The 20,144-nt window shown below is 43.0% G+C and carries 21 protein-coding genes and 1 riboswitch; of the genes, 12 read left to right on the forward strand and 9 right to left on the reverse strand.

Going from position 1 to position 20,144, the window contains the following annotated elements; translation table 11 throughout:
- Positions 1-7: 7 nt before the first annotated feature.
- Together HMPREF8578_RS05225 and HMPREF8578_RS05230 are read right to left on the reverse strand one after the other, a co-directional pair.
- Entirely contained in the window at positions 8-466 is a 459-nt protein-coding gene (locus HMPREF8578_RS05225; protein WP_000743977.1) for a DUF3021 domain-containing protein, read from the reverse strand.
- On the reverse strand, positions 463-903 hold the full coding sequence (locus HMPREF8578_RS05230; RefSeq protein ID WP_000861947.1) for a LytTR family DNA-binding domain-containing protein: 441 nt from the start codon (positions 901-903) through the stop codon (positions 463-465). The genes HMPREF8578_RS05225 and HMPREF8578_RS05230 overlap by 4 nt, the downstream gene beginning before the upstream one ends.
- A 313-nt stretch (positions 904-1,216) precedes the next feature.
- Here HMPREF8578_RS05230 and mutL point away from each other — a divergent pair, with 313 nt between their 5' ends.
- Positions 1,217-3,166 carry a DNA mismatch repair endonuclease MutL gene (gene mutL, locus HMPREF8578_RS05235; RefSeq protein ID WP_000018203.1) on the forward strand — a complete coding sequence of 650 codons (1,950 nt, stop codon included), beginning with the start codon at positions 1,217-1,219 and terminating at the stop codon, positions 3,164-3,166.
- A 35-nt stretch (positions 3,167-3,201) separates the two neighbouring features.
- On the opposite strand, the gene HMPREF8578_RS05240 is transcribed toward mutL, so the two are convergent.
- Positions 3,202-3,723 (reverse strand): RDD family protein, encoded by a 522-nt coding sequence (locus HMPREF8578_RS05240; protein WP_000769794.1) that lies wholly within the window; start codon positions 3,721-3,723, stop codon positions 3,202-3,204.
- The gene (locus tag HMPREF8578_RS05245) at positions 3,707-4,210 is read right to left on the reverse strand and encodes a helix-turn-helix domain-containing protein (protein ID WP_000761364.1); all 504 of its coding nucleotides are present in this window, start codon (positions 4,208-4,210) and stop codon (positions 3,707-3,709) included. The genes HMPREF8578_RS05240 and HMPREF8578_RS05245 overlap by 17 nt, the downstream gene beginning before the upstream one ends.
- Before the next feature lie 172 nt (positions 4,211-4,382).
- Between HMPREF8578_RS05245 and HMPREF8578_RS05250 the strand changes: the two genes are divergently transcribed.
- From HMPREF8578_RS05250 to HMPREF8578_RS05260, 3 genes are read left to right on the forward strand one after another with little or no spacing between them, the layout of a single operon-like run.
- Positions 4,383-5,615, forward strand: coding sequence for an MFS transporter (locus HMPREF8578_RS05250; RefSeq protein ID WP_000657469.1), 1,233 nt, complete (start codon positions 4,383-4,385; stop codon positions 5,613-5,615).
- Between the two features lie 12 nt (positions 5,616-5,627).
- Complete coding sequence (gene ruvA, locus HMPREF8578_RS05255) at positions 5,628-6,221, forward strand: Holliday junction branch migration protein RuvA (RefSeq protein ID WP_000273427.1); 594 nt, start codon at positions 5,628-5,630, stop codon at positions 6,219-6,221.
- 9 nt (positions 6,222-6,230) lie between these two features.
- On the forward strand, positions 6,231-6,797 hold the full coding sequence (locus HMPREF8578_RS05260; protein WP_000043907.1) for a DNA-3-methyladenine glycosylase I: 567 nt from the start codon (positions 6,231-6,233) through the stop codon (positions 6,795-6,797).
- Between the two features lie 79 nt (positions 6,798-6,876).
- Here the strand turns inward: HMPREF8578_RS05260 and HMPREF8578_RS05265 are convergent, their stop codons facing one another.
- The 5 genes from HMPREF8578_RS05265 to HMPREF8578_RS05285 all read right to left on the reverse strand — a co-directional run bounded on the left by HMPREF8578_RS05265 (position 6,877) and on the right by HMPREF8578_RS05285 (position 10,590).
- The gene (locus HMPREF8578_RS05265) at positions 6,877-7,140 is read right to left on the reverse strand and encodes a SemiSWEET family transporter (protein ID WP_000166112.1); all 264 of its coding nucleotides are present in this window, start codon (positions 7,138-7,140) and stop codon (positions 6,877-6,879) included.
- A 73-nt stretch (positions 7,141-7,213) separates the two neighbouring features.
- Entirely contained in the window at positions 7,214-8,281 is a 1,068-nt protein-coding gene (locus HMPREF8578_RS05270) for a S66 family peptidase (protein WP_000255134.1), read from the reverse strand.
- A gap of 312 nt (positions 8,282-8,593) precedes the next feature.
- Positions 8,594-8,941 carry a TfoX/Sxy family protein gene (locus HMPREF8578_RS05275; protein ID WP_000331829.1) on the reverse strand — a complete coding sequence of 116 codons (348 nt, stop codon included), beginning with the start codon at positions 8,939-8,941 and terminating at the stop codon, positions 8,594-8,596.
- A 15-nt stretch (positions 8,942-8,956) separates the two neighbouring features.
- Positions 8,957-9,634: a DUF1129 domain-containing protein gene (locus HMPREF8578_RS05280; RefSeq protein ID WP_000078000.1), complete on the reverse strand. Its 678-nt coding sequence runs from the start codon at positions 9,632-9,634 to the stop codon at positions 8,957-8,959.
- 11 nt (positions 9,635-9,645) lie between these two features.
- Positions 9,646-10,590, reverse strand: a complete 945-nt coding sequence (locus tag HMPREF8578_RS05285; RefSeq protein ID WP_000815617.1) for a magnesium transporter CorA family protein — start codon at positions 10,588-10,590, stop codon at positions 9,646-9,648.
- A gap of 138 nt (positions 10,591-10,728) precedes the next feature.
- On the opposite strand from HMPREF8578_RS05285, the gene uvrA reads away from it, so the two are divergent.
- The 8 genes from uvrA to HMPREF8578_RS05325 all read left to right on the forward strand — a co-directional run bounded on the left by uvrA (position 10,729) and on the right by HMPREF8578_RS05325 (position 19,943).
- Entirely contained in the window at positions 10,729-13,560 is a 2,832-nt protein-coding gene (gene uvrA / locus HMPREF8578_RS05290; RefSeq protein WP_001152856.1) for an excinuclease ABC subunit UvrA, read from the forward strand.
- On the forward strand, positions 13,553-14,614 hold the full coding sequence (locus HMPREF8578_RS05295; RefSeq protein WP_001042877.1) for a M24 family metallopeptidase: 1,062 nt from the start codon (positions 13,553-13,555) through the stop codon (positions 14,612-14,614). Before uvrA ends, HMPREF8578_RS05295 begins: the two co-directional genes overlap by 8 nt.
- A 55-nt stretch (positions 14,615-14,669) precedes the next feature.
- A riboswitch (M-box (ykoK) riboswitch) is annotated at positions 14,670-14,821 on the forward strand.
- A 195-nt stretch (positions 14,822-15,016) separates the two neighbouring features.
- On the forward strand, positions 15,017-17,677 hold the full coding sequence (gene mgtA / locus HMPREF8578_RS05300; RefSeq protein ID WP_000858839.1) for a magnesium-translocating P-type ATPase: 2,661 nt from the start codon (positions 15,017-15,019) through the stop codon (positions 17,675-17,677).
- Between the two features lie 134 nt (positions 17,678-17,811).
- Positions 17,812-18,210: a transcriptional regulator Spx gene (gene spx, locus HMPREF8578_RS05305; RefSeq protein ID WP_000591165.1), complete on the forward strand. Its 399-nt coding sequence runs from the start codon at positions 17,812-17,814 to the stop codon at positions 18,208-18,210.
- Positions 18,211-18,276: 66 nt separating this feature from the next.
- Positions 18,277-18,846: an SP0191 family lipoprotein gene (locus HMPREF8578_RS05310; protein WP_000734685.1), complete on the forward strand. Its 570-nt coding sequence runs from the start codon at positions 18,277-18,279 to the stop codon at positions 18,844-18,846.
- A gap of 86 nt (positions 18,847-18,932) precedes the next feature.
- A complete protein-coding gene (locus tag HMPREF8578_RS05315) occupies positions 18,933-19,199 on the forward strand; it encodes an IreB family regulatory phosphoprotein (protein ID WP_000507059.1) in 267 nt (88 codons plus the stop codon).
- 3 nt (positions 19,200-19,202) lie between these two features.
- Positions 19,203-19,622 (forward strand): Holliday junction resolvase RuvX, encoded by a 420-nt coding sequence (gene ruvX / locus HMPREF8578_RS05320; protein WP_002876031.1) that lies wholly within the window; start codon positions 19,203-19,205, stop codon positions 19,620-19,622.
- A gap of 15 nt (positions 19,623-19,637) precedes the next feature.
- A complete protein-coding gene (locus HMPREF8578_RS05325; protein ID WP_000017624.1) occupies positions 19,638-19,943 on the forward strand; it encodes a DUF1292 domain-containing protein in 306 nt (101 codons plus the stop codon).
- Positions 19,944-20,144: the final 201 nt, after the last annotated feature.

A 20,144-nucleotide genomic window follows, 5' to 3' on the forward strand; every position in this document is an offset into this window, starting at 1 on the left:
TTCTCTATTACTTTTTATGAGCCAAGAGTTGATTGATGTGGTCTACTTTTTTAGCTTCTCTTTTATAGAGAATAACCCAGATGATAAGGTAGACGATTGCAAACTCTGGAATGAGTTGGAGATAGAAGGTCCAGTGGAAGGGGAACCAACCAGCCAGAGTTGCTAGTGGAACAAAGCCAGCCAGCATAAGGAAGAAATGGGAAAGTGTGGCACGGAGCAAGCTCCAATCACGGCTGAATAAACGACCACCAAAGCTAAAGAGAACACCGATAGCTGACCAGATGATCATACAGTAGAGCAAGACCAAGGCACCGTGAACCTGATGTTGAGCCATCGCTTGGCCGATAAGAGACTCGGGGCTTAGTGGGGTATAGGTATTTGGTGCATAAATGAGTGAAAAGAGGATAGAGAGGATGAGGCCGATAAGTACACCAGCGGCTGCATCGTGAAAGATTTGTTTTTTCATAGTTCTAATTTCTCCTTGATGGTTTTTAGGTAACGGCGTGAAGAGTAGGTGAAGCTTTCGTTTTTTAAGAAAATTTCAACCAGACCATTGGGCGTGAGCTTGAGATGAGAGATAGCGTCAATATTAACGATTTCTGATTGGGAAATTTGGATAAAAGTGGTCGGCAGAATGTCAAGAACTTGATAGAGTCGTAAATCAATGCTGTAGGTCTGACTGGCAGTTTCTGCTAGAACCTTTCGATTCTCGATATAGAAGCGTTGTATCTTATAAATCTTAACTAGATAGACCTGATCATCAATCTTTCCTTTGATTGTTTCTTTTTGGTCAAGATTTTCTACGAACTCGATGACTTTCTGGACTTTTTCGGTCGGCTGAGGAGTTTGGACAATCAGCTTTTCCTCCTCGTAAGTCTCCTTAATCTGTAGTTCTACTTTCATAAATTTCCCTCCTTTTCAGTTATACAAGGTTGTGATCACTTCCTGTACACCTTTATTAATACTCTTCAAAAATCAAATTCAAACCACGTCAGCGTCGTCTTGCCGTACAAAAGTACTGTCTGCGCCTAGCTTTCTAGTTTGCTCTTTGATTTTTATTGAGTATACCACTATTTTACGACCCATGGCAAGAGCTTTTGTCTATGTGGAGAGGTTTGGAGTCTATGTGGTATTTGCTTTTTCTGATAGTATCTGAAATATGGTATAATAGCACTAATCAATTTCTAGGAAAATAGATACAGAAAGGGGCTGAAAGATGTCTCATATTATTGAATTGCCAGAGGTGCTGGCAAACCAGATCGCAGCAGGAGAGGTCATTGAACGTCCTGCTAGCGTGGTCAAAGAGTTGGTAGAAAATGCCATTGACGCGGGTTCTAGCCAGATTATCATTGAGATTGAGGAAGCTGGTCTCAAGAAAATTCAAATCACCGATAATGGTCATGGAATTGCCCACGATGAGGTGGAGTTGGCCTTGCGTCGCCATGCGACCAGTAAGATAAAAAATCAGGCAGACCTCTTTCGGATTCGGACGCTTGGTTTTCGTGGTGAAGCCCTGCCTTCTATCGCTTCTGTCAGTGTGCTGACTCTGTTGACGGCGGTGGATGGTGCGAGTCATGGGACTAAGTTAGTCGCGCGTGGAGGTCAAGTTGAGGAAGTCATCCCAGCGACTAGCCCTGTAGGAACCAAAGTTTGTGTGGAAGACCTCTTTTTCAACACACCTGCCCGTCTCAAGTATATGAAGAGCCAGCAAGCGGAGCTGTCTCATATCATTGATATTGTCAACCGTCTGGGCTTGGCTCATCCCGAGATTTCTTTTAGTTTAATCAGTGATGGCAAGGAAATGACGCGGACAGCAGGGACTGGTCAACTGCGTCAAGCCATCGCAGGGATTTACGGTTTGGTGAGTGCTAAGAAGATGATTGAAATTGAGAACTCTGACTTAGATTTCGAAATTACAGGTTTTGTGTCTCTGCCTGAGTTAACCCGAGCAAATCGCAACTATATCAGCCTCTTCATCAATGGCCGTTATATCAAGAACTTTCTACTCAACCGTGCTATTCTTGACGGTTATGGAAGCAAGCTCATGGTAGGGCGTTTTCCACTGGCTGTCATTCACATCCATATTGATCCTTATTTGGCAGATGTCAATGTGCATCCGACCAAGCAAGAAGTGCGGATTTCTAAGGAAAGAGAACTGATGGCGCTGCTTTCAGAAGCTATTTCAAATAGTCTCAAGGAACAAGCCTTGATTCCTGATGCTTTAGAAAATCTTGCCAAGTCGACCGTGCGCAATCGTCAAAAGGTAGAGCAAACTATTCTCCCACTCAAAGAAAATACGCTTTACTATGAAAAAACGGAGGTAACTAGAGCCAGTCAAGCTGAGGTGGCTGATCATCAGGTTGAATTAACTGAGGAAGGGCAGGATTTAACCTTGTTTGCCAAGGAAACCTTGGAGCAACTGACCAAGCCAGCAAAACTGCATTTTGCAGAGAGAAAGCCTGTCAGCTATGACCAACTAGATCACCCAGAGTTAGATCTTGCCAGTCTCGATAAGGCCTATGACAAGCTGGAGCGAGAAGAAGCATCCAGCTTTCCAGAGTTGGAATTTTTCGGGCAAATGCACGGGACCTATCTCTTTGCCCAAGGTCGAGATGGACTCTATATCATTGACCAGCATGCGGCTCAGGAACGGGTTAAGTACGAGGAATACCGTGAAAGCATCGGCAATGTTGACCAGAGTCAGCAACAACTTCTAGTGCCCTATATCTTTGAATTCCCAGCAGATGATGCCCTTCGTCTCAGGGAAAGAATGCCTCTCTTAGAGGAAGTGGGTGTCTTTTTAGCAGAGTACGGAGCCAACCAGTTTATCCTACGTGAACATCCTATTTGGATGGCAGAGGAAGAAATCGAGTCTGGTATCTATGAAATGTGTGATATGCTGCTCTTGACCAAGAAAGTTTCGATCAAGAAATACCGAGCAGAGTTGGCTATCATGATGTCCTGCAAGCGGTCTATCAAGGCCAACCATCGTATCGATGACCACTCAGCCAGACAGCTCCTTTATCAGCTTTCTCAATGTGACAATCCCTATAACTGTCCACATGGCCGTCCTGTTTTGGTGCATTTTACCAAGTCGGATATGGAAAAGATGTTCCGACGCATTCAGGAGAATCATACCAGCCTCCGAGAGTTGGGGAAATACTAAACCTTATAGAAAATCAAACAGCCCTAGTTATAAAACTAGAGCTGTTTTGAATTTTTGAGCTGAACTTGTGTTCCAGCAAGCAAATCAGCTGGATGACGTTTGTCCTTGCGAAGGAGTCCCATCAGCAGAAAAATCAAGAAGAGAATCCCTGCTGAGGTTGACAAGAAAATTGACAGAGCATCTGCTTGATAAGCACTACGAATAGCTCCCATATGTCCCAACTGCCAAGGGAAAAACTTGATAGCAGAGCGCAAAAGGCTGTGGGAAAGGCTCCTATGCTTGTAAATCAGCTGTAAACCTGCCCAACGCTTGCCAAAACTTCCTTTTCTATAGTCGAGCCAAGCAAAGATGATAGTTAGGGGCAGAACCGAGCTAGAAAAAGCCAGAAGTTGGCTCTGGGCTTCAGTGAATACGGGAACGCCTCCTAGAACTAGATTGTAAAAGCCCATAGCTAGTAAAAATAAAGAAATGAGGTAGCCCGAGATAAAGAGCCAGTCTCCAATCAGCTCTTTCAGACGAGTTTTGATAGGTATGGGATTGTCAGTTTTTAGTTTCATCTTTAGCACCTTCTTTCTTAAAATCATCAAGGCATATAACCTTGTCCAGATACTTTTGCTTAATCTTTAGCGCCTTGTTAATAGCAATTGCAGAAGCGATTAAGAGAACGAAGGTTAGCCAGATCAAAGCGGTGAATTCGGCTGGAAAACTAGAACCGGCTAAAAAGAGATAGATAGCCAGAGCCAATACGAAAATATAAATCACTTGCCAAAGACCAAAGGATTTAACCTCTTTATAGTAGTTGTCCTTGTCTTCCTCCAAAATCACTGCCGTTGAAGATTTTTCAGAGTTTTCATCCAGTAAGAGATAGTCAGTTGTCACTTGAAAAATCTTGCTTAATTCAATAATTTTTTCGATTTCAGGAAGTACTTGTCCAGACTCCCATTTGGAGATGCTTTGCCGAGAAACATTGATTTGTTCTGCTAGTTTTTCTTGGGACCAACCTTTTTCCTTTCTGAGCTCAAATAGTTTTTCTGCGAGTTTCATTATTCTATCCTCCTTTTTCTACTTCTATCCTAACAATTTTTACTTATTATGAGAATACAATCTCCTGTACTATTTGTCAACCAGAGGTTGCACTTGTGTTTGCAGTTTTCAGCAAAAAAATATGATATACTAGGTAAGAAAAAGCGAAGAAATTATGAAAAAGGAATGAAAGATGAAAGAATTTTTTGCCCTCCCCAAGCAAATTCAAATGCGGGAATGGATGAGCTTTGTAGCACGGATTTTAGAGAGTGCCATTACTCCTTTTATGGCCATGTACTATGTTCAATATTTTGGAGCCTTTTGGGCGGGGTTATTGATGATCACAACCAAACTCATTGGTTTTTTAGCTGGGCTGTATGGTGGACATTTGGCGGATCTTTGGGGACGTAAGAAAGTCATTGACTGGGGAAACTTTGGTCTTGCGAGTGGCTACTTTCTTGTGCTGCTGGCAAATATGCCTAATCATATTTTTCCCTTTTTGACTTTTGTCGGAATGTTGCTGGCAGAGACCGCAGGAACTTTCTCTTGGCCGGCTATTGATGCGATGATTATTGATTTGACCGACGAGCAAAATCGCCGTTTCGTTTATACGATTAGTTATTGGTTTGTCAATGTATCCGTTATGTTAGGAGCAGGGCTTGCAGGTTTCTTTTACGACCACCATTTTTTTGAGTTGCTTCTGGTTTTGACGGTGATTAGCTTCTTGAATTTTTTCCTCGCTTGGAAATATTTTTCAGAAAGCAAGCCAGCTAATCTGGTCTTTGAGCATGGTAGCAGTCCTTTGGCAACTGTGAAAAATTATGTTTCTGTTTTTCAGGACAAAATTTTCCTACTTTATACGTTAGGGACTGTATTTAATGGAGTTATCTGGTTGCAAATTGACAATTATATACCCGTTCATTTGAAAGAGTCATTCATCGCGAGTAGTATTTTCGGTATTCATATTTCAGGAGCTAAGATGCTCAGTATCATGGTTTTTATCAATACCCTGATTATTGTTTGCTTCATAACGACTGCCAATCGTTTGACCAAGGAAATGAAGATCATACCGCAGTTTTTATTGGGAAGTATTATCTTTGACTTGGGTATGCTTTTCACCATTGTCTTCAGGAGTTTCTGGGCTCTGTTTTTGCTAGCCATTCTCTATACTATGGGGGAACTCATCTGCATGCCACCAAGCCAAGTTTTGCGGGCGGAAATGATGAATGAGAATAAGCTCGGAACCTACTCAGGTTTCCTTAATATGGCGCAGCCTTTAGCGTCTATTTTAGCGGGGGCGATGATTTCTATCAGCGCTGCAACAGGTGCTGTAGGTGTTTGGCTCGTTTTTATTGTGTGTGCAGTACTTGGGTTGCTTCTTATCATCAGAGCAGCGCATTTACAAGGAATTGCAAATCAATTATAGAAAGTGAAAACTATGTACGAATATCTAAAAGGAATCATTACCAAAATCACTGCCAAATACATTGTTCTAGAGGTAAATGGTATCGGTTATATCTTGCATGTAGCTAATCCCTATGCTTACTCAGGTCAGGTCAATCAAGAAACTCAAATTTATGTGCATCAAGTTGTTCGTGAGGACACGCATCTGCTTTATGGTTTTCGTTCAGAAGATGAGAAGAAGCTCTTTCTTAGTCTAATCTCGGTCTCTGGGATTGGTCCTGTATCAGCTTTGGCTATTATCGCTGCAGATGACAATGCTGGCTTGGTTCAAGCCATCGAGACTAAGAACATCACTTACTTGACTAAGTTCCCTAAAATCGGTAAGAAAACTGCTCAGCAGATGGTGCTGGACTTGGAAGGAAAGGTAGTTGTGGCTAGCGATGACCTTCCTGCCAAGGTGGCAGTGCAAACAAGCGCTGAAAACCAAGAACTGGAAGAAGCTATGGAAGCCATGTTGGCATTGGGCTACAAGGCGACCGAGCTCAAGAAAATCAAGAAATTCTTTGAAGGAACGACGGATACAGCTGAGAACTATATCAAGTCAGCCCTTAAGATGTTGGTGAAATAGGAGAATAATATGTCAAAACGCTGTGGTTGGGTTAAAATGAACAACCCATTATATGTGGCCTATCATGATGAAGAGTGGGGCCAACCCCTTCATGATGACCGTGCTCTTTTTGAGTTGCTTTGTTTGGAAACTTACCAGTCGGGTCTATCTTGGGAAACGGTACTAAACAAACGCCAAGGATTTCGAGAAGTCTTTTACAACTACCAAGTTCAACGTGTCGCGGAAATGACAGATGGGGAGTTGGAAGCCTTGTTAGAGAATCCAGCCATCATCCGAAATCGTGCCAAGCTCTTTGCGACGCGTGCCAACGCCCAAGCATTTTTACAAATCCAGAAAACCTTTGGCTCTTTTGACACTTATCTCTGGTCCTTTATTGAGGGAAAAACGATCGTGAATGATGTTCCTGACTACCACCTAGCACCTGCTAAAACAGCCTTGTCTGAAAAGTTATCTCAAGATCTCAAAAAACGAGGCTTCAAGTTCACAGGTCCAGTCGCAGTTTTAGCTTTTCTACAAGCGGCAGGTCTGATTGACGACCACGAAAATGATTGTGAGTGGAAAAGCGGAAATAAGTGAGTGCAGGCGTCTAATTATCTGAGAATATAGAAAAAGCTGAGATGAGTTTCTCAGCTTTTTGATTATATGCTAGTAATTTTTATAGTGCAGTGAGAAATGTCAGTCCACCTAAGACAACGCCGGCTGAGTTTGGAATAATTAGTATCCAATCCTTCTTAGGTTCTTTTGTCCATCCGTAAATAACCCAAATTAAACAAGATACTGCTGCGGATAAAGGCTGAAATGGTTGAGCCTTGTTGCCTTGTAAATTGGCAAAAATTTGTGGGATGTAGGCGATAAATACAATAATCCCGATAAAGGCCCCGATTGAACCGACAATTTGATTTATTTTTTGTTTAGTCATATACACCTCCTTTAAAAAGATATCATAGAAATAAGCAAAATGCAATAAATTCAGACACAAATTGTAACGAAAATCAATACCAAAGCACAAAAATGGAGAAATTGTTTATTTTTTTGTTATCGTCAAAGCGAATGACTTGCTCTTTTGCATCCACATAAGCATAGACGCCAAAGGGCACAATGGCTCTTGGAGTTGCGTGGCCGACATTCAGATTATAGACAATCGGGATATTGCTGTCAATGATATCCAATAGTGCTTCCTTATAGTCGTCATAGAAGGCTTCATCCATAGGTTTTCCGACCAATAGTCCACTGATGACCTCAAATACCCCAGTTTCTTTCAAAGCCTGCACCATCTTTTTGAAGTTTTCCGGCTCAGGTTTTTCTTCGCTTGTTTCTAGCAAGAGAATCTTTCCTTCCCAGTCGGATAAGTCAGGGAAGAGTTTGTACTTTTGGCAGAGCTCCGTGCTGTCTGCGTATCGAGAGTTGTCAAAAATATCATAGAGAGATTCAAGGCAACCTCCGAGGATTTCTCCCTCAAACTGAGCATTTCCTTGCAACAAGTCAAAACCAGTGTTTACATGACTGATACGAGCTGTTCCCAGAGCCTTGGGACTAAAATCAGTCCGTTCCTCATACCAAACGTCGCTAGGTCGGATTTCTAAGATTCTTCCCGTCTCGATCAGTTCTTTAAAGTAGTGAAAGCTATAGGGCAACATCTCCTTGTCTAATTCACAAATGTCTGCTAGAAAGGATTGCCCATAAAAAGTCTTGACCCCTAGTTTGTGCAACATAAGGTGATTCATAGTGGTATCCGAGAAGCCAAGAAAAATCTTTGGTTTGATAACCTTTTGAAGCTGATCGTTTTCAAAAAGATAAGGTAGCAAGCGATAGGTATCATCCCCACCGATGGCGCATAGGATCATGTCGATGCTATCATCCGAAAAGGCCTGCATCAAATCCTCTGCACGTGCTTCAGGATGGTCCTTGATAAAGTCTAAGCCTTTTAGCGAATGGGGCAAAAAGACAGGATTGAGTCCCAAATCCTTGAGACGTTGGAGACCCAAATCGACTTCGTGTTTGACAAAATCCTCTCCGATAACACCGCTAGACAAACTAACAATACCAATAGTAGAAACCATATCTCATCCTCCTAGAAATAGATTGATACTCTTCGAAAATCAAATTCAAACCACGTCAGCTTATCCTTGCCGTATATATGTTACTGACCTCGTCAGTTCTATCTACAACCTCAAAGCAGTGCTTTGAGCAACCTGCGGCTAGCTTCCTAGTTTGCTCTTTGATTTTCATTGAGTATGAGCCTATTCTATCACAAAAGATGAGAGAAAACTATAAGAATCAGACTCAGAAGTTCTGTTGGATATCAAGAAAGCAAGTGAAAAGCAACCGCCTGTGCAGTTGCTTTTCGTTTTTCCAATCTCACTAGATATGAGTTACTTGATCAACTCTTGATTATAGGAGAGAGCTAAATCAATCCAGTAAGGAAGTTCTTTTTGACCTTCTATATCTAGGTCTATATAGCCATGATAAGGTCTCCCTCTCATCAATGTAGTATGAGCTCCTGTTCGGGGTAGAACTTGCTTCTCCATTTCCTTGCCAATTCTCACCATAACCAGTTCGTCCTTTCTGGAACTGACTGTAAGGACCATTTTCCCACGAATCATAAAGGCCAGGCCACCAAACAGCCTCTTTTCTTCTAGCTCTTCTTCGAAAATTTGGGGAGGAAGTTTGAGTGCTAGAATTTTTCGAATCTGCTGAGCTAAAGATTGACTATATGCCATAGCTTTTCACTTTTCTTAATAACGTGATGGGCCTGCGCTTGCGCTTCGGATATTGAAGCGTTTCTTGAGATAGAAGCGAAGGGCGAGAAGGGCTGCTCCTAGGACAGCCAAAGGCAGTGGAGCAAGGATTGGATTGAGAGTGGCTGGTAGGAAGCTTGTTGCAAAGAAGACAACCAACCAGAGAAGCATAGCAGCGAGGATGACGAGGATTGATTTCCAGAAAGGAGGGCGCTGGCTACGATCTGTGTCTGGTCCATAGTACTGGTAGACAAAGTAGTACATCAAGTAGAAGGCCACCCCTCCGACAAGTCCAACCAACAAGAGGGTAATCAACCCATAGCCAATAGCTTGGTCTGTAGAGAAGAAGTTGGTCAGAGAGCTAACCAGTGCAAAGAGACTGGTGATAAAAAGGGCTGAGTCCATAATCATGAGTTTTGGATCATCATTTTCCTTAGGATGCTCTTTTTCGTACTGTTCCTTGACTGTAAAGCTATGAGCCCAGTGGGTTGGAGCACCGTAGAGGGAACGAGCTGTTGTTCCTTTGGCTTGCTCTTCAAGGATTTTAGGAATAACTTCCTCAAAAACAGCCTTGATTTCAGCGTCTGTTTTACCATCTTTGATAAATTGTTGGGTAGCGATGTGGATAAACTCTTGGTTTTTCTTAGTTAATTTTTGTAAATCAATCTGAGACATAGGGATTCCTCTTAGAACCATTTTTTATGGATGAGATAGAGAGTGAGCGAAACACTCATAGCAAAGGCGATAAAGACGATTAACCAGAAGGCGTGTGGTTCACCGTTCAGAGGGATTTCATTATCCTTAAAGTTCATCCCATAGGCTGAGAAGATCATGGTTGGGACAGACATGACGATGGTCACGAGAGCCAGAGTTTTCATGATGTTGTTCTGGTTGTTGGAAATGATAGAGGCAAAGGTCTCTGTCATAGAGTGAAGGACATTTCCATAGATATCTGCCATCTCGATGGCCTGTTGGGTTTCAATCAGAGTGTCTTCGAGTAGGTCTTCGTCTTCTAGGTATTTCTTGATATTGCTAGTTGCGCTAGTCAATTTCTTAATCACGCGCTCGTTCGTCTTAAGTGAGGCCTTGAAATAGACGATGGTCTTTTCCAATTCCATGAGCTCGATCAGCTCTTCGTTTCGAGTAGACTTGTGAAGTTGACTTTCGATTTGTTCACTCTTACGGTCGATCGAACGAAGGGCCGTAAGGTAAAGTTCGGCGTTGCGGTAGAGAATCTGGAAGATAAAGCGTGAACGCATGAAAGTGTAGAAATTGCGCAGTCTACGGTTGATAAAGACATCGAGAACAGGTAGGGGCTCCAAGCAGGTAGTGATAATGGTCTCCTCTGTGATGATAATCCCCAGCGGAATCGTAACGTAGTAGGTACGATTGTTTCTTTCCTCTGTGATGGGAACGTCCACGATGATCAAAGTGTATTCATCTTCGATGGTAATACGGGACATTTCTTCCGCATCGAGCGGTGCTCGAAGGTCGGCAATGTCAATATCAAAGGCGTTGGCGATTTCCAGTGATTCATTTTGTGTAGGATTGACGAGGTTGATCCAAGTACCCGGTTCAAGCGTGTCGATCTCTTTAAATTCCGTTGTTGTTGAGAGAAAAACTTGTTTCATATCCCCTATCCTTTCCTACTATCTTCAGTGATTCATTTTTTGCACCGTACTATTATACTATAAAAACAGCTTTTTGGGTAATAGAATTTCACATTTTTTGGTATAATGGAAAGCAATAATGGACTAGAAAGAACAAAGATGCAAGATAAAATTGTCATTCATGGGGCACGTGCCCATAACTTAAAAAATATTGATGTGGAGATTCCGCGAGACAAGCTGGTTGTTGTGACTGGTTTGTCAGGTTCTGGGAAATCCAGTCTGGCCTTTGATACCCTCTATGCTGAGGGCCAACGTCGCTATGTAGAGAGTTTGTCAGCCTACGCTCGCCAGTTCTTGGGCAATATGGAAAAACCAGATGTGGATGCCATTGATGGCCTCAGCCCAGCTATTTCCATCGACCAGAAAACCACCAGCAAAAACCCTCGTTCGACCGTGGGAACGACGACTGAAATCAATGACTATCTGCGTCTCCTCTACGCACGTGTGGGGACGCCTTACTGTATCAACGGACACGGGGCTATCAAGGCTTCTTCTGTGGAGCAGATCGTTGATAAGGTCTTAGAATTGCCAGAACGCCAACGCTTGCAGATTTTGGCCCCTGTTATCCGCAAGAAAAAAGGACAACATAAGAGCGTCATTGAAAAGATTCAGAAAGATGGCTATGTTCGTGTCCGAGTGGATGGGGAAGTCTATGATGTGACCGAAGTGCCTGAACTGTCTAAGAGTAAGCAACACAATATCGATGTCGTGGTCGACCGTATTGTCATCAAGGAGGGCATTCGTAGCCGTCTCTTTGATTCCATTGAGGCTGCCCTTCGTATCGCAGAAGGCTATGTGATTATCGACACTATGGACGATTCTGAGTTGCTCTTTTCTGAGCATTATGCCTGTCCAGTTTGTGGTTTTACAGTACCAGAGTTAGAGCCTCGTCTCTTCTCCTTTAATGCTCCTTTTGGCTCGTGTAGTGAGTGTGACGGTTTGGGCATCAAGCTGGAGGTGGATGTTGACTTGGTGGTTCCTGATACCAGCAAAACCTTGCGTGAGGGAGCATTAGCACCTTGGAATCCTATCTCATCCAACTACTATCCAAATATGCTAGAGCAGGCCATGACAGCCTTTGGAGTGGATATGGATAAGCCTTTTGAGGACTTGTCAGAAGAAGATAAAAACTTGATTCTCTACGGGTCTGATGGCAAGGAATTCCATTTCCACTATGAAAATGAATTTGGCGGTGTGCGCGATATTGACATTCCTTTTGAGGGGGTTGTCAATAATATCAAGCGTCGTTACCATGAGACTAACAGTGACTACACCCGTACCCAGATGCGCCTCTACATGAATGAGCTGACCTGCGGAACTTGCCACGGCTATCGTCTCAATGACCAGGCTTTGTCTGTTCGTGTAGGTGGCGAGCAAGGGCCACATATCGGAGAAATTTCAGACCTATCTATCGCAGACCATTTGGAGTTGGTGAGTCAGTTGACCTTGTCTGAAAATGAAGCCATCATTGCTCGTCCTATCCTCAAGGAAATCAAGGATCGCTTGACCTTCCTCAATAATGTGGGACTTAACTATCTGACCCTATCTCGATCAGCAGGGACCCTTTCAGGTGGTGAGAGTCAGCGAATTCGCTTGGCAACCCAGATTGGGTCTAACCTATCAGGTGTCCTCTATATCCTGGATGAGCCGTCCATCGGTCTTCACCAGAGGGATAATGACCGCCTGATTGCCAGTTTGAAAAAGATGCGTGACTTGGGCAATACTCTCATCGTAGTGGAACACGATGAAGATACCATGCGCGAGGCGGATTATCTGATTGACGTTGGTCCGGGTGCGGGAGCATTTGGTGGGGAAATTGTCGCTGCAGGTACGCCTAAGCAGGTGGCCCGTAACAGTAAGTCTATCACAGGCCAGTACTTATCAGGAAAACGAGCCATTCCAGTGCCAGCAGAGCGCCGTGCCGGAAATGGTCGCTTTATCGAAGTGACGGGAGCGCGTGAGAACAACTTGCAAAATATCACTGCTCGCTTCCCATTAGGAAAATTCATTGCGGTGACAGGTGTGTCAGGTTCAGGGAAATCGACCTTAATCAACAGCATCCTCAAAAAAGCTATTGCCCAGAAGCTCAACCGCAATTCAGACAAGCCTGGTAAATTCAAGACCATCACAGGGATTGAGCATGTAGACCGTTTGATTGATATTGACCAGAGCCCCATTGGACGAACGCCGAGGTCCAACCCAGCTACCTATACGGGAGTTTTTGACGATATACGTGACCTCTTTGCCCAGACAAACGAAGCTAAGATTCGAGGCTACAAGAAGGGCCGTTTCAGTTTCAACGTCAAGGGTGGTCGTTGCGAGGCCTGCTCAGGTGACGGGATTATCAAGATCGAGATGCACTTCTTGCCAGATGTTTACGTGGCTTGTGAAGTCTGCCACGGGACTCGCTACAACAGTGAAACCCTAGAAGTCCACTATAAGGAAAAAAATATCTCGCAGGTCTTGGATATGACCGTCAACGATGCGGTGGAATTCTTCCAACATATTCCCAAGATTCAACGCAAACTCCAGACCATCAAGGATGTGGGACTGGGCTATGTAACGCTAGGGCAACCGGCTACCACCCTTTCTGGAGGAGAAGCTCAGCGTATGAAGTTGGCTAGTGAACTCCACAAACGCTCGACAGGAAAATCCTTCTATATTCTGGATGAGCCAACGACAGGGCTTCATACTGAGGATATCGCTCGCTTGCTTAAAGTTTTAGCTCGCTTTGTCGACGATGGCAATACAGTCCTCGTCATCGAGCACAATCTGGATGTTATCAAGACGGCAGACCATATCATCGATTTGGGACCTGAGGGCGGTGTCGGTGGAGGCACCATCATCGCAACAGGAACTCCAGAAGAAGTAGCGGCCAATGAAGCCAGCTACACAGGACACTATTTGAAAGGAAAGTTAGATCATGAATAAACGTGTGCAAGCATTTCTAGCTAAAATGCAAGAAAAAGAACTAGATGGTATCATCATCAACAACCTTAAAAACGTCTATTATTTGACTGGTTTTTGGGGTTCAAATGGAACAGTTTTTATCAGCCGTGACCGTCAGGTTTTGGTGACGGACTCTCGTTATATCATTGCGGCTAAGCAAGAAGTAACAGGTTTTGAGATTGTGGCTGACCGCGATGAATTGGCTGTTATTGCAGGCATTGTTAAGGATATGGGCTTGTCTCGCGTCGGTTTTGAAGACGAGATTTCGGTCTCTTATTACCACCGTATGCAGACGGCCTTTGCAGGGATTGACTTGCTTCCACAGACTCAGTTTGTTGAAACGCTTCGTATGATTAAGGATGAGAAGGAGATTGCGACTATTCGCAAGGCTTGTTCCATCTCAGACCAAGCTTTCCACGATGCACTTGACTTTATCAAACCTGGAAAGACTGAGATCGAAATTGCCAACTTCCTTGACTTCCGTATGCGTGAGCTGGGAGCATCTGGCTTGTCTTTTGATACCATTCTAGCCAGTGGTATCAACTCTTCTAAGCCCCATGCCCATCCAATGCACAAACCAGTAGAACTAGGTGAAGCCATTACCATGGACTTCGGCTGTCTCTACGACCATTATGTCAGTGATATGACACGGACCATCTACCTCAGTCATGTCAGTGACGAGCAGGCAGAGATTTACAATACGGTTCTGAAAGCCAACCAAGCCTTGATTGATCAAGCTAAGGATGGCTTAGGTTTCCGCGACTTTGACAAAATACCTCGTGATATTATCATCGAGGCAGGCTATGGCGACTACTTTACTCACGGTATTGGACACGGTATCGGACTGGATATACACGAAGAACCTTATTTTAGCCAAACTTCGAAAGAAGTCATTAAGTCTGGTATGGTCTTGACTGATGAACCGGGTATCTATATTGAAGGTAAATACGGGGTCCGTATCGAGGATGATATCCTGATTACAGATAACGGTTGCGAATTGTTGACTCTAGCGCCGAAGGAATTAATTGTTATTTAAGAAAATTAAGATAAATCATTGACTTTTATATTTTAAAGGTTTATACTGATAGACGAAAACGGTAGGTGAGGCTACCATAGGGATACGGATGACTACCGCAAAGCAGTGGAGACACTACTCGTTGGTCAACAGTCCTGGTCGCGAAGGCCAAGACTAAGCTCATTACATCGCCCTATGGAGTTAAAGCTTGAACGAAAAAACAGATAATTAGTTTTTTAATCCTGCCATTTTATGGTGGGATTTTCTACTGTTTTAGAACAAGGAAAGGAGGCAAACGATGCAAATTGACGATCATCCAGAACCGCACATACACAGCCAATCGCTGATTTGTGTCGTTCTGCCCTTATAAAGTGATTGGTCTATGTGTATGAAACACATCATTCATACAGATAGGAGAAACCAATGAAAACTACAAAAGAAAGATTAGCAGCAGCTATTCACACACATTTAAACGAAACTCTATCTTTTTATAAGACAAGTTTAACAGGCTTGACTGAGGAGCAGGTGGAGAAAAATCGTGACCTATATGGCGAAAACACCATCACTAAGGGTCAAGAAGACAGTATCCTCAAAAAGATTTACGAATCCATCATCAATCCATTTACAATCATCCTACTGGTCATCGCTATGATCTCCATGGTGACCAATGTCTGGTTGGCGAAGCCTGGACAAGAAGATCCGACGACCTCTATCATCATCGTCGTTCTCGTTCTAATCTCTGGTGGCATACGCTTTGTCCAAGAACTGCGGAGTGATAAGGCTGCGACCAATCTATCAAAAATGATTGTGAACACTGCCACAGTTATTCGCGAGGGCCAGAGTTTAGAGGTTGCAATTGAAGATTTGGTCGTTGGAGATATAGTCAAATTAAGTGCTGGGGACATGATTCCAGCAGACCTCATTTTAATTGAATCACGTGATTTCTTTGTCCAACAGTCTGGTTTGACAGGTGAAAGTGACTCGGTTGAAAAACTAGCCTTGTCAAAAATGAATCAGTCAAACTTTGATAGTCTGCTAGAAGCAGAAGCGCTCGCCTTTATGGGAACCAACGTGATATCAGGAAGTGCCAAGGCTTTGATTCTAGCGGTCGGTGATGATACCATGATGGGAGAAATCGAACAGACCCTCAATACCTATGACGAACCGACCTCTTTTGAACGGGAGATGAACAGCATCTCTTGGCTCTTGATCCGTTTGATGTTGGTCATGGTTCCCATCGTCTTTCTCTCCAATGGCTTGACAGATGGCGACTGGCTGGAAGCTGGCGTATTTGCTTTGAGTGTTGGTGTTGGATTGACACCTGAGATGCTTCCTATGATCATCACGGCCAGTTTAGCAAAAGGCTCCATTATCATGGCCAAGGAAAAAGTCGTCATCAAAAAACTCAATGCCATACAGGACCTAGGTGCTATTGATATCCTATGCACGGATAAAACCGGAACCCTTACCCAAGACGAAATTGTCCTTGAATATCCTTTGGATATACATGGAGATTTGGATTTGTCTGTGTTGAGACGGGCCTATCTCAATTCCTATTTTCAAACCGGTTTGAAAAACTTGATGGACCGTGCCATTATCAGTAGAACTGAAAAAGAAGCTAAAGAACACGCTATTCTACAAAATTTGGATACTAGCTTCCAAAAAATAGACGAATTGCCCTTTGATTTTGAACGCAGACGGATGAGTGTCATCGTCAAGGATGAGAACGAAGTTGTTAGTTTGGTAACCAAGGGTGCTCTAGAGGAAATGCTTGCGATTTCAACCCATGTGGAATATCACGGTCAGATTAGCCCTCTGACGGATGATATCCGAGTGGAAATCTTAAAAGAAGTAGATCAACTTAATCAGCAAGGCTTGCGAGTCTTGGGAGTTGCCTATAAAACAGGCCTAAAAGAAGGTTTTGCTTACTCCGTTGAAGATGAAAAAGAGATGATTCTAACAGGTTATCTTGCCTTTCTAGATCCACCAAAACCATCTGCAGCACCTGCTATCCAAGCTTTGTTAGAACACGGTGTTCAAACAAAGATTTTGACGGGAGACAATGAAAAGGTAACCCAAGCAGTTTGCGAAAAAGTTGGTCTAGACGTTGATCAAATCTTGTTGGGTTCTGATATTGACGCCATGACGGACGAAGAGTTGGCTCAAGCAGTTGAGAAGGTGACTGTCTTTGCCAAACTCTCTCCGGATCAAAAAGCACGAATCATTTTACAAATCAAATCGAATGGACATTGTGTCGGCTATATGGGAGATGGAATCAACGATGCCCCTTCTATGAAAGTGGCAGATGTGGGGATTTCTGTTGATACAGCAGTAGATATTGCCAAAGAAACGGCTGATGTCATTTTGCTAGATAAGGATTTGATGGTGCTTGAAAAAGGTCTGGTTGAAGGACGCAAAGTCTATGCCAACATGACCAAATATATCAAGATGACGGTCAGCTCTAATTTCGGGAATATTCTGTCACTCTTAGTGTCTGGTATCTTTTTACCTTTCCTCCCTATGGCTCCGATTCACTTGATTGTGTTAAACCTCGTCTACGACCTTTCTTGCATTGCCTTGCCATTTGATAATGTAGATGAAGACTTTTTGAAGCATCCCCATAAGTGGGAAGCCAAGTCTATTACTCGTTTTATGATTTGGATGGGTCCGATTTCTTCTGCCTTTGATATTTTGACCTTTATCTTACTCTATTTTGTCATTGTTCCAATGGCGACAGGTCAAGCTTATGCTCACGGAGCAGAGGCTGCAACGGGCTTTATCATCTTGTTCCAGACAGGTTGGTTCATTGAATCCATGTGGTCCCAAACCATGGTTATCCATATGCTTCGTTCAGCAAAACTTCCTTTCTTACAAAGTCGTCCATCATGGTTTGTTCTTGGAACAACCTTGCTGGCAGCTAGTTTTGTGACCTTTCTTCCCTACTCTTCAATTGCTAGCCTGCTTCATTTAACCCCTCTGGAACCAATTTATTTCCTCTTTTTGCTTTTGATCATCGTTCTCTATATGATAAGTGTTACAGTTGTAAAACGATTGTATATCAAAAAATTTAAAAGTTGGTTATAAATTGATTTTGTCAAGAAAAAAGTACGAAAATCGCGAAAAAAGTTAATTTTTTTTAAAAATAGGTCGCAAGTCGGATGTTTTTTATGGTATAATAGACTAAACTGATAGTAACATGTAGCGAAAGGGGTAGGTACATGATCAAAATTTATACAGTCTCAAGTTGTACTAGCTGTAAAAAAGCGAAAACCTGGCTCAATGCCCACCAGTTAAGTTATAAAGAACAAAATCTCGGTAAAGAAGGAATTACAAGAGAAGAGTTATTAGATATTCTAACGAAAACAGATAATGGAATTGCCAGTATCGTTTCGTCAAAAAACCGCTACGCTAAGGCACTTGGAGTTGACATCGAGGATTTGAGTGTCAATGAAGTGCTCAACTTAATCATGGAAACACCACGGATCTTAAAGAGTCCGATTCTCGTTGACGAGAAGCGCCTACAAGTCGGCTATAAAGAAGATGATATCCGTGCCTTCTTGCCACGCTCTGTCCGTAATGTAGAAAATGCAGAAGCACGTCTACGTGCAGCTCTATAAAACATCAAGGCTGGGAGTGACTCCTGGCCTTGTTTGCTCTTTTGTTTTAGAATCATGTGAGGAATTATGAAAAAGTTACTAATTGCTAGTTTTGCTCTCCTCTTTTTGCTTGCGGGATGTGGGCAAAAAAAGGAAACTCCTGCTGCTTCCACAACAGCATCTGACCCCATCCAATCCAACCTTCCCGTTTTGGACAATGCCGAAAAGAATACGGTTGTCACCAAGACCTTGCTGATGCCGAAGTCAGAAAATGGAACGCAGCAGATTCAGACCATTACTTATAAAGGCAATCAGTTTTTGACCTTGACCATCCAGCAAAAACGACCTGTCGGGGATGAACTCAAGACCTTTATCTCTGAAAATGGCCTAGAGGAGACGCAAAAAGCGCTTCTAGAAGCGGAAGAAAAGGATGAGACCATCCAAGAGGCACGCAAACTAGCAGGATTCAAACTGGAAACCAAGCTACTCAGCGAGACAGAAATCCAGACGACAACGACTTATGATTTTCAAGTATTGGATGTCAAAAAGGCATCTCAGCTGGAATATTTAAAAAATATTGGTCTTGAAAATCTCTTAAAAAACGAACCTAGCCAGTATATTGCTGATAGAGTGGCAAATGGGGCGACAGAACAATAGAAAATCCAAATTAATCGACTGACTTATTTGTAGAACGTCAGGGAATGTGCTATAATAGTACTATTCTAAGGAAAGAGGGTGTTAGAATGGGATTTACTGAAGAAACTGTACGGTTTAAATTGGATGATTCCAATAAGAAAGAAATTAGCGAAACGTTGACAGACGTCTATGCTTCTTTGAATGACAAGGGCTACAATCCGATTAACCAGATCGTCGGTTATGTATTGAGTGGTGACCCTGCCTACGTTCCTCGTTATAACAATGCGCGAAATCAAATCCGTAAGTATGAGCGTGATGAAATTGTTGAAGAATTGGTACGCTACTACCTTAAGGGACAAGGAGTCGATCTATAATCTATGAGAATTATGGGATTGGACGTCGGTTCAAAAACAGTAGGGGTGGCGATTAGCGATCCCCTAGGCTTCACCGCTCAGGGACTTGAAATCATCCAGATTAATGAGGACCAGGGCCAGTTTGGTTTTGACCGGATCAAGGAATTGGTTGACAGCTATAAGGTAGAACGCTTTGTAGTTGGTCTGCCTAAAAACATGAACAATACCAGTGGACCGCGGGTAGAAGCTAGTCAAGCCTACGGTGCCAAGCTAGAAGAACTCTTTGGTTTACCAGTAGACTATCAAGATGAGCGTCTGACGACTGTCGCTGCGGAACGTATGCTGATTGAGCAAGCAGATATCAGTCGTAACAAACGCAAGAAAGTTATTGATAAGTTGGCTGCTCAGCTGATTTTGCAAAATTATTTAGATAGAAAATTTTAAGACAGAGGAGAAACTATGTCACACGATCACAACCATGATCACGAAGAACGTGAATTGATTACACTTGTTGATGAACAAGGAAATGAAACTTTATTTGAAATCCTTTTGACCATTGATGGAAAAGAAGAATTTGGTAAAAACTATGTTCTGCTAGTGCCAGTTAACGCAGAAGAAGATGAAAATGGTGAAGTTGAAATCCAAGCTTACTCATTCATCGAAAATGAAGACGGAACAGAAGGCGAATTGCAACCAATCCCAGAAGACTCAGAAGACGAATGGAACATGATTGAAGAAGTCTTCAACAGCTTTATGGAGGAGTGATACAGTCTGGGAGACTGTATCACCCCAACTCCTAGAAACTAGAAAGAGTTGGAACATCCGGTGGATGTTTTTAGCCCTGCGCCAGAAATTAGAAACGCAGGAACGTCCGGTGGACGTTTTTAGCCCACGTTGAAATTCATAGTAGCTAGTGATTAGCTAACCAGGTAAGAGGTCGGGATTTTAGTCCCGACCTCGTTTTTT

The organism is Streptococcus oralis ATCC 49296 (assembly GCF_000185265.1).
GTDB lineage: Bacteria > Bacillota > Bacilli > Lactobacillales > Streptococcaceae > Streptococcus > Streptococcus oralis_BC.